The organism is Methanobrevibacter ruminantium M1 (assembly GCF_000024185.1).
GTDB lineage: Archaea > Methanobacteriota > Methanobacteria > Methanobacteriales > Methanobacteriaceae > Methanobrevibacter > Methanobrevibacter ruminantium.
On the sequence record NC_013790.1, the window covers coordinates 2,338,795 to 2,353,322 of the forward strand.

Sequence of the window (14,528 nt, forward strand, 5' to 3'; positions counted from 1 at the left end):
TTTATGGTTAGAATTCTTTAATTTTGACAAATTTCCTTACTTTTCGTTGAAATATATCAAATTCTCCTAAATCACCAATTAAATTTTCCTTGTAATTTATCCAATTTTTTTAATTCGCCCTTAATTTCTTGTTGCAAAATCTTAATTTCACAATTAGAAATCATCCTCACAACATTGTTTTTAAATTCTTGTTCGTTTTTTGTGTCCTTAAAATTAAACTCATACTTTGAGTTTTCTTCCTGATTAGAAATACTATCCTCGGCACATTTATAACAAAAATATGCTAACTCATAAGCATCCATAGCATTGTTTCCTGCTTTTACAGTAGTTTTAACAGATTGTGAATTCGCATAATCAAAGCAAATATTGCCCAAATTAAACCATCCTATAGGATATTTTTCTTTTTTAAGTTTTTTTCCTTTATTAATTTTCTTTTCTTTTTCATTTTTATAATCTTTTAACTTTAAATTTTTAATAATAAGCCAATTAAAGTCTTCTTCTTCAAGTATCTTTTCACGAGACTTTGAAGTTAATTTTAAAAAATACCTATATTTTTTGAGTTCAGATGTTTTTCCAATTGTTTTTCTTAGACGTTCAAGACTGAAATTATAAGAAGCAGATCCAAACTTACCATTATAAAAGTCTTTAAAAGCAGATTTTAAAGTTTTAAGATCAACATCGGAAATACCACATTCATTTTTAATATATTCCAAATCATCTTGATAACACTGATTATTAATACCTGAAAGAATATTCATAGAACTTACATCTTGACACTCATTCAAATAAGATTCCATATCTTCCAAATATGAATCCATTGATTCTTTTAAACCAGAAAAAGAAGATTTAATCTCCTTAGTTGAAAAATCATAATTATCAAAACGATGTTCTGGTTGATTTATATTTTCATCAGATAATAATTCATAATTATTTCTCAACTTATCTTCTATTTTTTGATTCACTTCCTCTTTATCATTTAAATTTTCATTTAACTTTTCAATCACTTCATCCTTTTCAATTAAATTATCATTTAACTTTTCAATCACTTCATCCTTTTCAATTAAATTATCATTTAACCTTTTATTAATTGCAATTTGGTTTTTTAACTCAGTATTTACTCTTTTTTCAACATTCCTTTCATATTCAGAATTATTTTTTTTAATACGATTTTTAACTATATATTCCCTATTTTCATAAAAGTCATCGAGAGACATATCCTCGTCTAAAACATTTTCACGAATTAAATCATTAATATCATTGAAACTTAATTGTGAACTTTTAGAATAATCCATAAGTTCATTCAACATTTTTTTATCATCAATAGACATCATTCCAAGTTTAAAGGATAAACCCTCAATTAAATCCTCTTCAAAACCTGCAGATTCAAATTTGTCTTCAATATTTTTATCTTCATGGAATTTATCAATTTTATCTGCTAAAGGAGTATCATTTTCAAATAATCTAAAAATATCAAATTGCTTGTCCAAACCCTCTTCATCAAAACAATACAATCTTTTATAGTCATTAGAAAAGTTTAAAAATTCATCAAGAATCCCTTTATCCAGAGATTGTTCAATTATACGAAATAGGCTATTGCATTTATAGTAATCATGCAATTCTTCCCAAGATAAATTATCAAAGGGTTTACTAAAATACTTGGGATCATTAATATATGATTCTTTTGATTTTTGATAATTTTTATATCTAATTTTTGCAACGTTAAGATCATACTTAGGATAAAATGGATTACCATAAATTATAGCAGAGTAGTACCAAGCATCTGCATGTTCTTCATCAAGTTCATTAACTTTTTCAAAATACTTTAAAGCATCACCCAACTTATTTAAGCCAATGTAAGAAATACCAATACCAAATAAACTGCTAACATAATTTTCATCACTATTTAAAAGATTTCTAAATTTATCAATAGCATCTTGATATTTACCCATCCTATTCAAAAGATGGCCATGGTCATCAAGAACAAGAGAATTAGGAGAAAGAGAATGATTTAACTCAGCCTCAAAACGTATATCTGCTTCAGTAAAATTACCCTTACGGGCAAAAATACGGCCAAGCTCCCAATTATTACAATTAAAATCATCATTAGAACCTTTATTTACCACAACTACACCTCTCGACAAAAAACTAAAAAGAAAAAATTAAAAATAATAGTAATTATTATTTTATTAAAAAAATATATAAAATTTTTTATAAAATCTAAAAAATCGGAAAAAATAGACCTTGAAAATAGATAAAATAATAAAAAATAATAAAAAAAGTATAAAAGTATAAAAAAATGAAAATAAAAATAATTGAGGATAATATCAATAGGAAATTCTAAAATATGAAAAAGTAAATAAATTAAAAATTATTTTTAAATTATGTTTTTCAACATTATGTGACATTTTAGCCAATAATTTCCTTTTCAATAAAATAACTTTTTACAATTTCTATCTTTTTGTTAGAAAAATCAGTAATAAGAAAAGCAATTTAATTTTTGCATTCCTTATGAACTAATTAATTAATTCTGCGGAGTGAAATGTTTTTGAATATTGTTCAGAAATGTCATAAATAAAAGATTTCAAAACATTATCTCTTTTAACTTCAGCAACAATACTTCCACATTTATCAAAAGAAAGATTTATATCTCTCCTTTATAACAAAATTATTTTATTGTTATTGTCACCAATATGTAAATTAATAATTATTTATCAAAATCATTAAAAATTAAATAGATAATAACAATTATTTTTAATATTTAACATCATAATAAATAAATAAATAAATAAGGCAATATGATAATTAAAACTAAATTAAGGATTATTGTACCATTTATTAGTACTTTCAGGGAGTAATACCACTATTAACCTCCTTAGATTCAGAAGCACTACCACCAGACTTACCTTTACCGCCTTTAGCAATACCACTATTAACCTCCTTAGATTCAGAAGCACTACCACCAGACTTACCTTTACCGCCTTTAGCAATACCACTATTAACCTCCTTAGATTCAGAAGCACTACCACCAGACTTACCTTTACCACGTTTAGTTATACCTGCAGTAATAGGATATGCATCTGGTTTCATTGTAACACTTACAGAACCTGTACCAAGAGGTATAGGTTGACCTATAATAATGTTTTCAATGATTCCAGTGAGATCATCAACTTCTCCTCTGATACTTGCGTGAAGCAAGTGCTTACCGGTTTCTTCGAATGCAGCACGAGCAAGAACACTTGATTTCTCACCACTGATACCATGTCTACCAATGGACTTGACAGTTCCTTCGGAAGTCATCATGTCTGCAACCAACATGATGTGCCTGATGTCTACAGTCAAACCTTGGTCAGATAGGGTACGGTTAAGCTCATAGACAATAGCATTACGAGCTGCTTCAATACCTAAAACAACTTCTATCTCGTGAATGTCGTTTGTAGTGGATCTTACCTTGTCAATACCTTCAATCTTAAAGATTGCGCCAAGGTTGGAACCTTCGGTATGAAGAACCCATTCAGCATCGTCCTTACGAATAATAACTTTACCGATACCTTTGGTACCACTAATCTGCAAGTCACGGACCTTATCACCGAGAAGTCTAAGTTCTCTGATGGTTCTTTTGCTAGGTTCAAAGATTAATGTAATGTTTTCATCTGATTTTTTAAGATTGATGTTGGAAGGCTCTTGGACTTCTTCATCTGAAACTTGAATAGTTTCACTATCTTCTTCAGAATCAGCTTTAGCCATACCAGTTTCCTCAGCATCAGAATCCGCTTTAGCCATACCAGTTTCATCCACTTTATCGACCTTAGCAATGTCGGTTTCTTCAACATCAGAATCGACATCTTCAATATCTTTAGCCTCTTCTTCAATAAGCTCATCGTCACCATAATTAATGATTTCGAGCTTTTTGAATGTCTTTTGAACACGACTAATAATATCATCTATATCAAGTCTTCTAGACTCGATTTTCTCATTGTCAAGTACAGTGACAATCTTATAATTGAAGTAGTCAATGTCATAATCAGCTAAAATATCATTGATTGTGCTTTTACCGATTTGGTTTGCTAACTTTCTGACGAATTCCTCGTCGTTCTTGTACTCATCTTCGAAGTAAATGTCCATTGTAGGAGTGGAAATCTTTTTCCTTGCATCTACAATTTCAATAAGCCTAGGTAACCCTAATGTTACGTTTAATTCCGCTACCCCTGCGTAGTGAAAAGTACGCATGGTCATCTGAGTACCAGGTTCACCTACAGATTGAGCTGCAACAGTTCCTACAGCTTCACCTGCTTCAATATGAGCACGTTCATAAGCTTCTTCGACCTTAAGAACTAAAGTGTTCAATTCCTTATCAGTCAAATCTCTTCTGATATAAGCACTTGCCAATTCATCAATATAACTTTGAGGAAAGTCAATTTTATTCTTTTTAAGTACTTTTTCAACCTTTTTAATTGCATCAAGTTTTGCTTCAGCATCTACCATAAAATTGCCTCCTTATTTACCCTCATCTTTAATTCTCATTTCGTCAATAAGCTTGTCTAAGTTAGCCACTTTACCAAAGTCACTTTTTGCTGGGTCTATTCCATCCTCACCAAATACGGTTTGGATAACCTGATTCTTATTGTCTGTAACCAATCCGTCTGATCTTACATTCAAGTCTTCAAGTGCGTTTACAAGTCTTCTTTGCATATAACCGGATTGTGCTGTACGAATCGCTGTATCTACAAGACCTTCCCTTCCACCCATAGCGTGGAAGAAGAATTCTACAGGGTCAAGACCTTCTTTGTAGCTGGAATGTACAAATCCTTTAGCTCTAGCCCCTAATTCGTGCTTTCTAAAGTGAGGAAGCGGTCTTGCAAGATATCCTCTTGTAATACGTCCACCACGAACAGATTGCTGCCCTACACAAGCGGTAATCTGAGCAAGGTTCAACATGGATGCCCTTGCACCGGTCTTTGCCATAACTACAGAGTGGTTTTCCACAGCCATCACATGGTCATAGGAATCGTCTGGGGATTGCTTACCCATAGTGAGGTAACCTGCAGCAATGTCCCCTGCTGCGTCCCTAGCTTCCCCTAGAACTTGCACAATACGCATTTCCAGGGTTTCCTCTGCACTACGTCCAGGCAATGGTTGAAGCTCGCCCATCTCATAGGTTTCAATCAATTTATCTACCTTTTGTTCAGCATTATCCAAGTGAGCGTCAATTACCTCAATAGCCTCTTCAGGGATTTCCTCATCGTTGGTACTTGTGGTAATACCTGTTTTCATGATTCCACAGATAGCAAGGTCAGTGGAACGGTCAAGGAATTCCTTAGCGTATGCCGGACCATATTCCTTAACGATATTATCCAAGATTTTACCTGAGAAAGAACCATATGCAGCTTCGTCTATTGCACCGTGGGTCAATTGACCGTCCTTAATAACCACATAAGAATCGTATTCACAAGCTTCTGCCATACATTCCTCACATTTTCTACAGATTTCAGCTCTGTAATTCATGTTAAGGGTGCTTGGAAGTAGTAAGCTGAATAATTCTTTTCCAGTCCAATCTCTGTGTTTACGTTTGAGCTTTTCATTGTATTCCTTGATTTGCTGTTTATATTCCTTCTCATCAAGATCCCTTTTAAGATATTCATCATAAGGGCATTTCAATAAGTGGGATTTTCTTATCATTTGGAAAGCGTCATCTTCAGGTACGGTGAATCCGTCACGGGTTAAAAGATATGCTCCACTAATGTGGTCGTGAATAGCACCGATAATAGGTCCTCCGAAACGAGGAGATAAAATGTGTTCCTGTACTCTCATAAGGGATTTAGCTTCTGCACGGGACTCGTCAGTCTGGAATACGTGCATGTTCATTTCGTCTCCGTCAAAGTCTGCATTGTATGGAGGACATACACAAAGGTTAAGTCTAAAGGTCTTGTATGGAAGAACCCTTACTTCGTGGGCCATCATACTCATACGGTGAAGGGAAGGCTGACGGTTGAATAAAACAATGTCTCCATCCTTAAGATGTCTCATTACAATGTCACCGCAAGTTAACATTTCAGCTACGGTTTCCTTATTGGAATCCAATACTCTGACCTTATTGTAATCTTTGATTCTGTCATTGTATTTTCTTACATAATTTGCACCAGGATGAGCATCAGGACCATTTAGGATAGCTTCCCTTAAATCTTCAATGTTCCATTCGTTTACATAGGTAGGTACAGTTACCTCTTTTGCAATCATTTCAGGAACACCTACTTCGTTAATACTGATGTTAGGGTCAGGGGAGATTACAGTACGTGCTGAGAAGTTTACACGCTTACCGGAAAGGTTGCTTCTGAATCTTCCTTCCTTACCTTTGAGCCTTTGAGCCAAGGTCTTAAGTGGCCTTCCGCTTCTGTGCCTTGCAGGAGGTACTCCGCTTGCCTCATTGTCGAAGTAGGTTGTTACATGGTATTGCAATAACTGCCAGAGGTCCTCTACAATAAGCTGTGGAGCTCCAGCGTCCATGTTTTCAATAAGCCTTTGATTGATTCTTAAAATATCTACAAGCTTATGGGTTAAATCGTCTTCGGAACGTTCTCCAGTATCAAGGGTAATACTAGGCCTTACAGTTACAGGAGGAACTGGAAGAACAGTAAGAACCATCCATTCAGGACGTGCAACTTCAGGGTTTACTCCCAATACATAAGCGTCTTCATCTGGAATGCGCTCTAACTTTTCTCTTACTTCAGATGCTGTTAAATCATAATCTGTTGTTACAGGATTTCCATTTGCATCTGTAAGCAATTCTCCGTTTTCATCGTATTCCTTACGTACTTCAATAATGCCGATTGGCTTAACGATTTTAATGTCTTCCTGTTCAGCACCACAATGAGGGCAGACATCCTTTGCCTTTTTAGCCTTACAGATTTTGTAAACTTCTTTTATGAGATCTTCTGTGCTTTCTCCAGCTTCTTGAAGCTCATTTAACTTTTCAGTATACTCTTCAATCTCTTCTTCATCCAATAGGACACGTCCACATTCATTACAGGTAGAACGTAATATCTTATGAATGTCATCACCGAAACCTACATGAATTACAGGTCTTGCAAGGTCAATCATACCAAAGTGGCCTTGGCACTCTCCTCCTTTCTCACCGCAAGTTCTGCATTTTAAACTTGGGTCAATAACTCCTAAGCGAGAGTCCATCAAACCATTTTCAATTGGATATCCGTCTTCATCATAGGTATCCGGTCTGGTGATGTTTACAACAGACATTTCCCTAATTTGATCTGGTGACATTAATCCAAAATTAATTTGATCAATTTTTTTAATAATTCCTTTCAAAATATTGACTCCTAATAAACATTATAAGTTAAAATCTAATATTCTTAGTTTAACCTCAATTCTTAAGCTTTGTCCCCAAGAATTAATTTAGGGAAAATACATAAACTTTTAAGTTCATCTAACAACAATTTAAATGCATATGAAATCTCAACAGGATAAGTTTCACTGTCTCCACATATAGGACAGTACATCTTGTTCTTATTCTTATCATATACTGCTAACATTCCACATTCATTACATACAACTGCCTCATACTTGTCAGACTCATCCAAGAGCCTTTCCTTAAGTGCAAGAGCTGCACCGTGTGCAATAAGACAGTCTCTTTCCATCTCACCAAACCTGAGACCACCTTCACGAGCTCTACCTTCAGTAGGCTGACGTGTAAGCACTTGAACAGGTCCGGTTGAACGGGCATAAACCTTATCGGTTGTCATGTGGTGCAATTTTTGGTAATATGCAACGCCGACGAAGATTTCAGCTTCGATACGTTCTCCGGTTACACCATTGTATAATGATTCACAGCCTGCAGATTCGAATCCGTTGTCATGAAGGGCTCTCTTGATTTCTCCTTCAACATTGTCATTGAATGGAGTACCGTCCATACGGTGACCTTCCATACAACCGGCCTTACCTGCAACCATTTCCAATACCTGTCCTACAGACATCCTTGATGGAATAGCGTGAGGATTTACAATGATATCCGGAACGACTCCGTCTTCTGTAAATGGAATGTCATCTTGAGATAATATGAGACCTACAACCCCTTTCTGACCGTGTCTTGATGCGAACTTGTCACCGAATTCAGGTTGTCTTGTGTCTCTTACTCTTATTTTAGTTAATTTGCTCCCTTCAACGGTTTCGGTAAGGAGAACTGCATCTACAATACCCTTTTCACCATGCCTTACAGTGACAGAAGTCTCTCTTCTTTTCTCTGCAACGGTACCGAACTCGTCAATTTCACCAAGGAACCTTGGAGGTGAAGTCTTACCGATTAATACATCACCTGATTCAACATGGGATTCAGGGTTTACGATTCCGTCTTCGTCAAGGTTTTTATAAGCTTCTTCGGATCTGTAACCTTTAACTCCTTTTTCAGGTCTTTCAAACTTGTCCTCTTGTCCACCAGGATACCTTCTTTCAGATGCCTCATAGGACCTGAAGAAGCTGGATCTTCCCATTCCCCTTTCGAGAGAGGATTTGTTGAGAATCATTGCGTCTTCCATGTTATATCCTTCGTAAGACATAAGAGCTACAACCAGGTTCTGTCCGGATGGCCTGTCATCATAATTGATTGCATCAATGATTCTTGTCTTTACCAGTGGAGTTTGAGGGTGGTGCAATAAGTGACCACGGGTATCGGTACGCAATGCGTAGTTGGATACGTATAATCCTAATGCCTGTTTTGTCATCCCTGCTTCCATTGTGTTCCTAGGAGATGAGTTGTGGTCTGAAAATGGAATAATTCCAGCACATATACCGAGCATGGTAGATGGGTCAATCTCCAAGTGGGTGTGGTCTTCATTCAATTGGCTTAAGTTCATTGCAATATATGAATTCTCTTCCTCTTCAGCATCCAAATATTCCAAAAGACCTAATTCAAACAGATTGTCCCATTTCAATTCTCCCTTTGTAATTGCTTCAATGTGTTCATCTTTAAGCAATGGCTCACCTTTTTCAACAAGAATCAAAGGTCTTCTTGCCCTTCCAGGGTCAGTGAAAATATAAATCTCATGGTTTTCATCATAATAGGTAATGTTCATTTCATTGTGAATCTCGCCAGATCTTCTTCTAGCGCGCATTTCCTTAACAAACTCTTCAGGTTCATCACAAGTTCCTGTAAGTTTACCGTTAATATAAATTTTAGCCTTAACCATACAATCACCTGCTTAATCTATCATATCCACATTGTCCATAGTGCTTATGATGTTGACTATGTCTTCCGGATCGAATCCTTCTGAAATCTTACACATAAGGGCCAAGTTCTTTACCAAACCACAGTTAGGTCCCTCTGGAGTTTCGTTAGGGCAAATCTTACCGAACTGGGTTGGGTGCAAGTCCCTTGCTTCAAAGTGAGGTTGGCTTCTTGTAAGAGGAGATACAACCCTTCTAAGGTGGGAAAGTGTTGCCATGTAACTTACCCTATCCAATAGCTGGCTTACACCTGCTCTTCCGCCGACCCAATTACCTGTAGCAATTGCGTGCTTGATGTTTTCAGTCAATACGTCTGAACGAACAGCCTGTTTGATTGAAAGCTCTTTTCCTCTGGAGAGGCTTCTTTCAAGCCGATAGCTCATGTCTCTTGTAAGGGAGGAGAATGCTACCCTGAACAAGTCTTCCGTCAAGTCACCGGAGACCCTTAACCTTTTGTTGGTATAGTGGTCCTTGTCGTGAGGCTCTCTTTGTCCTTCAATTACTTGAAGCAACATTTCAGTCATTTCAGCTAAGTATATAGCCTTGTCATAACGTTTGTCAGATTCGATTCCCATATGTGGGAGCAAGTATCTGTCAATTACGTCTTCTGCACGTTTTATTCTGTATTCTTCAGTCATTCCTTTAGCTACCCTATTACCTATGTATTTGATAGCTGCCTTTTGAAGATATTCGTCTCTTTCTTCGTTGGATAAGCTTAATAATAAATCTGAATCCAATTTCAAGTCCTTCTCTGAAACCTGCAAGTCGTCTGCAATGTACATTTGGAAGTTGAAGTCATCGGATATTTTAGAGATAATCTCTCCGTCTGTGGATAATCCCAATGCCCTAAGCAAGATTACAAGTGGAATTTCTCCTGGAACATATGGGAATGAGATTCTTAAAAATACGCCGCTTTTACGTGGCTTTTTGTATTCGAGAGTGATTCTTGCTCTAAAACCGCTTTTGATAGAGGTTACGATTGCCTTTGCATGTCTATCTTCAATCTCATCGATTCTCTCAAGGATGATCTTGTTTGGAGCAATCTCTTCCATTGTTACGACAGCCCTTTCGGAACCGTTTACAATGAAGTATCCTCCTGGATCCTTAGGGTCTTCCCCTCTTTTTACAAGCTCCTCATCGCTAAGGCCATGCAAGTGGCAGATGCTGGACTTGAGCATGAGAGGCAATTCGCCAATGTAGACGTTTTCAAGCTCTTCCTCTTCATCGCTGTTATTGTCATGCAATGCCATTTCCAAATACATGTGAGCAGAGTAGTTTAAGTTTCTAAGTCTTGCTTCAGTAGGGTAAATCATGCTTTTAGAACCGTCCGCTTCCTTGGTGAATGGCTTTTCAATGGTAAGCTTGCCGGTTCTAAGAGTATAGTTTCCCTTTTCGTTTTCAATAGTGATAGGTTCAGTTATGTCAATAATATTCTGTATACGATTTTCGACAAAATCGTTATATGATTTGATATGATGATCTACGATATCATACTTATCAAAGAATGAGTCTACCAAACCCCATGTCTCATTATTCATCTAATTTCTCCAAAATAAATATAATCTTAATTAAAATAATTTAAAGTTTATAGTTTAATAGTTTAATAATTAATAATTTAAAATAACTATAATAGTTTAACAAATCTCGCTAATGACAATAATCTATTTATTAGCAGTAAAGCCATCAACTAACCTATAGGTAATAAAAGTACCTGCGGTTTGACTTTCACGAGTAATTTTTAAAACGTCCCCTTCTTTAGCTCCAATGGCCTTAGATACAGGATCATCTATTTTAATTTTTGGAAGTTGACTAACATCATAATCTAATTTACTAAAAATCTTTTTAATTTCAGATTTTGTTAAAATTTCATGCTTTGGAACAGCATTATGTTCTAAAATATCAAATTTCAAAATATTCCTCCAGTAAATAAATTTTAATTCAATATTAATTTTCAATTGAGTTAAATAAACTAAAATAATAATATATTTATTTCCATAATTTTAAATTTGCAAATTTCATTATTTTTACCACTTTTATCATCCTAGGAACTTCATAAAACCAATCATTGGGGATTAAAGTGAATTAGAATTCTTACATAGCCCTATCTACAATCATTAAAATCTAAAAAAATAGATAGAGTTGTCTATGGAATAATAACTATCTAAAGATCCCCCTTTAAAATAATAATTCTTCAAAGATTAATTCTCCTTTAAAAGAAATTTTTCCTTAAAATAAAAAAATTCTTAGTTTAAATTAAAATTCTCCTTAAATTAAAGATTTATGAATAAATTCTAGTAGAACCCTTGTTCTATTTTAACGCAATACACAAAATTATTAAAATACGATTTAAATAGTGTATAAATTCAAAGATATAAAATCCAAAGATAAAATTTATAGAAAATAAACTATGCAGAATGAAAAAAAATTAAAATCAATAAAATAGTTTATAAAAATATCTAAATCTTAGTTTAATAAATAAATAAAAAAATCAGAGCGGGCCCGACGGGAATTGAACCCGCGGCCGCTTGGTTAAAAGCCAAGCGCTCTGCCAGACTGAGCTACGGGCCCTGATTAAACAAATGAAAATTTATATGGCTATCAACTTAACATAAAAGTTAAGCGCCCTGGCCGGGATTTGAACCCGAGTCGCGGGCTCGACAGGCCCACATGATAGCCCCTACACCACCAGGGCAAAACTTATGAGAGTAAATTATACTCATTAAAATAATATGATTATTATTATATATAAATGTTTGTATTCTTCGAGACTCTTAAGAGAAAAAATAAAAATATTAAAAAAAGATCTTGATAAAAATCAGTCCAATCTTATTTAAATAAATAATTTTTCTCAAAAATCGAAAAATAAAGAATATATAATAATAAAATCCCGACTGCCGGACTTGAACCAGCAACATTTGGATCTACAGTCCAACGCTCTGCCAAATTGAGCTAAGTCGGGATAGATACAAAGTGGGACCACCCGGATTTGAACCGGAGTCTCAGGCTCCCAAAGCCCAAAGGATCGACCAAGCTACCCTATGGTCCCAATATACTAATATATTGTAAACAACTAGTATATAAATGTTTGCTTACTTTAGACTTAAAATAAAAATTTCTTTAAAAATCACTTATTTTAAGTTATAATAGAATATAAAAGCCCCGGACGGGAATTGAACCCGCGACCACGAGATTACAAGTCTCGCGCTCTACCAGACTGAGCCACCGAGGCAAAATAATTATAAAATGATTATGAAATTATTAAAAAATAATTATTAATAATCATAAAAATTATTCTAAAAAAGAATATTAAACTCTCAAATATTAGCATCTGCAAAAATATTCAAGAAAAATGTTCAACAATATTAATTTATTAAATACTAGCATATAAAGTTTACTATAAAAATAAATTATAATGAATAATCATGACAAATTAAGAAAACTATATATGCATTGAAAAGAAAAAATAAAAAGTGAAAAAATTTTTAAAAAAGGTAAACTATGACTAACGAAATCATTAAAGAAAATACAGAAAAGATTGAAGAAATCTTAAACGGTATCGAAGAAGCAATGGAAAACGTTAAGGCAAAAAGCCCACTTACCCACTGTATCACAAATTTTGTGACTATAAATGATTGTGCCAATGCGGCATTGGCAATTGGCGGATCACCTATCATGACAAATGACAGTCAGGAAGTTGCTGAAATTGGAAATATAGCAAGCGCTATTGTAATAAACATTGGACAAGTCAGCCAACTTCAGATCAATTCAATCAAAAAAAGCTGCGAACATGCAAATAAAACAAATACCCCTATTGTCTTTGACCCTGTAGGAGCTGGAGTAAGCAATATCAGAAATACCATCACAAAGGAAATGGTAGAGTTCTATGAACTTACAGCAATCAGAGGAAACATGTCTGAAATCAAGGCAATAGTTAATCTTATTGACCTTGAAATTAAAGACAATGAAAAGAAAGACTCTGCTGGAAAAGGTGTTGATGTAGCAGAAAGCGATATAATTACAAGAGACAACCTTTACACAAACGGACTGATTGTAAGAGAACTTGCAAAGGAACTGGAAACAGTTGTTATGGCAAGCGGACCAATCGACATCATCTCAGATGGAGAATATACCTTCGCACTTGAAAACGGAGATGCAATGATGCCTCTTATTACAGGCAGCGGATGTATGTTAAGCACAATCATTGGAACATATATAGGTGCAAATGAGCCATTGATTGGAGCAATAACAGCAAGCGCTTTAATGGCAATTGCAGGAGAAAACGCCGCAGAAGCAGTCAAAAAAGACAATTTAGGTCCAGGAAGCTTTAGAAATTTCTTGATTGATAACTTATACAAAGTAACAGCAGATGACATTTCTAAAAGAGCTAATTTGTTTGAAATCGATTTAAACTAATTAAAATGTTTAAAGCAATGAAAAAAGAGGATAAAATGAACAAAAGCAGTATTGATTATTCAGTTTATTTAGTTACAGACCACAGAGGTAAAACCGATGAGGAAATACTAAATATAATTGAACAAGCAATAAAAGGAGGAACAAGTGTTGTCCAAATTCGTGAAAAGACTGCCTCCACTAAAGATTTCTACAATCTAGCACTGAAGGCAAAGGAAATAACAGAAAAATACAATGTTCCTTTAATAGTCAACGACAGAATCGACATAGCCCTTGCAGTTAAAAGCGATGGCGTTCATATAGGACAAGACGACATGCCTGCAAAGGTAGCAAGAGAAATAATTGGAGAAGAGATGATTTTAGGTGTTTCAGCTTCTACAGTAGAAGAAGCAATGAAAGCAGAATCTGATGGGGCTGATTATATTGGCTCTGGAGCAGTTTTCCCAACTGCAACAAAAGATGATGCTGATTCCGTTTCAAAAGAAGAATTAAAAGAGATTGTTAATTCAACCAGCATACCTGTAGTTGCAATAGGCGGAATAACAATAGAAAATGCAGAATCATTAAAGGACGCTGAAATAGATGGATTTTCTGTAGTCAGTGCAATAATGAATGCAGATGACCCTAAAAAAGCATCTGAAATACTAAAAGAGATTTATAATAGATAAATCTCTTATTTTTTTTTATTAAAAATTTAATTAGTTCGGATAGATAGAAACTTTTTTTAATTTAATAATTGTGGCTTAAAATATGAAAATAATAATAAACATCTATTAAAAGAATAAATAAGCAGTGATTAAAAAGTTATTAAATAATAAGTAAAAATTAGATAATAAATAACTAAGAAACAACTAGAAAATAAGTAAAGAATAAGTAAGTAATAAATA

8 protein-coding genes and 5 tRNA genes are annotated in these 14,528 nt (G+C 34.5%); 2 read left to right on the forward strand and 11 right to left on the reverse strand.

Annotated features, from left to right (window positions below; translation table 11 throughout):
- Positions 1-71: 71 nt before the first annotated feature.
- The 11 genes from MRU_RS09055 to MRU_RS09105 all read right to left on the reverse strand — a co-directional run bounded on the left by MRU_RS09055 (position 72) and on the right by MRU_RS09105 (position 12,460).
- Positions 72-2,123 carry a tetratricopeptide repeat protein gene (locus MRU_RS09055; RefSeq protein ID WP_012956611.1) on the reverse strand — a complete coding sequence of 684 codons (2,052 nt, stop codon included), beginning with the start codon at positions 2,121-2,123 and terminating at the stop codon, positions 72-74.
- A 721-nt stretch (positions 2,124-2,844) separates the two neighbouring features.
- Positions 2,845-4,482, reverse strand: coding sequence for a DNA-directed RNA polymerase subunit A'' (locus MRU_RS09060; RefSeq protein ID WP_012956612.1), 1,638 nt, complete (start codon positions 4,480-4,482; stop codon positions 2,845-2,847).
- A gap of 12 nt (positions 4,483-4,494) precedes the next feature.
- The gene (locus MRU_RS09065; RefSeq protein WP_048812501.1) at positions 4,495-7,320 is read right to left on the reverse strand and encodes a DNA-directed RNA polymerase subunit A'; all 2,826 of its coding nucleotides are present in this window, start codon (positions 7,318-7,320) and stop codon (positions 4,495-4,497) included.
- Positions 7,321-7,382: 62 nt separating this feature from the next.
- Positions 7,383-9,194, reverse strand: coding sequence for a DNA-directed RNA polymerase subunit B (rpoB, locus tag MRU_RS09070; RefSeq protein WP_012956614.1), 1,812 nt, complete (start codon positions 9,192-9,194; stop codon positions 7,383-7,385).
- A 12-nt stretch (positions 9,195-9,206) separates the two neighbouring features.
- Positions 9,207-10,769, reverse strand: coding sequence for a DNA-directed RNA polymerase subunit B'' (locus MRU_RS09075; RefSeq protein WP_012956615.1), 1,563 nt, complete (start codon positions 10,767-10,769; stop codon positions 9,207-9,209).
- A gap of 123 nt (positions 10,770-10,892) precedes the next feature.
- Positions 10,893-11,141, reverse strand: a complete 249-nt coding sequence (locus MRU_RS09080) for a DNA-directed RNA polymerase subunit H (protein WP_012956616.1) — start codon at positions 11,139-11,141, stop codon at positions 10,893-10,895.
- A gap of 584 nt (positions 11,142-11,725) precedes the next feature.
- A tRNA-Lys gene (locus MRU_RS09085) sits at positions 11,726-11,799 on the reverse strand.
- Between the two features lie 52 nt (positions 11,800-11,851).
- Positions 11,852-11,923: transfer RNA gene (locus tag MRU_RS09090), tRNA-Asp, on the reverse strand.
- Positions 11,924-12,116: 193 nt separating this feature from the next.
- Positions 12,117-12,190: transfer RNA gene (locus tag MRU_RS09095), tRNA-Tyr, on the reverse strand.
- A 12-nt stretch (positions 12,191-12,202) separates the two neighbouring features.
- Positions 12,203-12,277: transfer RNA gene (locus tag MRU_RS09100), tRNA-Pro, on the reverse strand.
- Positions 12,278-12,386: 109 nt separating this feature from the next.
- Positions 12,387-12,460, reverse strand: a tRNA-Thr gene (locus MRU_RS09105).
- Positions 12,461-12,729: 269 nt separating this feature from the next.
- Here MRU_RS09105 and thiM point away from each other — a divergent pair.
- Together thiM and thiE are read left to right on the forward strand one after the other, a co-directional pair.
- Positions 12,730-13,644 (forward strand): hydroxyethylthiazole kinase, encoded by a 915-nt coding sequence (thiM, locus tag MRU_RS09110; RefSeq protein WP_012956617.1) that lies wholly within the window; start codon positions 12,730-12,732, stop codon positions 13,642-13,644.
- A gap of 35 nt (positions 13,645-13,679) precedes the next feature.
- Positions 13,680-14,309, forward strand: coding sequence for a thiamine phosphate synthase (gene thiE / locus MRU_RS09115; protein WP_048812502.1), 630 nt, complete (start codon positions 13,680-13,682; stop codon positions 14,307-14,309).
- Positions 14,310-14,528 lie beyond the last annotated feature (219 nt).

Excerpts from the sequence above, each read along its gene's own strand:
- thiE (WP_048812502.1), top strand. The coding sequence starts at position 13,680 with ATGAACAAAAGCAGTATTGATTATTCAGTTTATTTAGTTACAGACCAC.
- rpoB (WP_012956614.1), bottom strand. The coding sequence starts at position 9,194 with ATGGTTAAGGCTAAAATTTATATTAACGGTAAACTTACAGGAACTTGT.
- MRU_RS09060 (WP_012956612.1), bottom strand. The coding sequence starts at position 4,482 with ATGGTAGATGCTGAAGCAAAACTTGATGCAATTAAAAAGGTTGAAAAA.
- thiM (WP_012956617.1), top strand. The coding sequence starts at position 12,730 with ATGACTAACGAAATCATTAAAGAAAATACAGAAAAGATTGAAGAAATC.
- MRU_RS09075 (WP_012956615.1), bottom strand. The coding sequence starts at position 10,769 with ATGAATAATGAGACATGGGGTTTGGTAGACTCATTCTTTGATAAGTAT.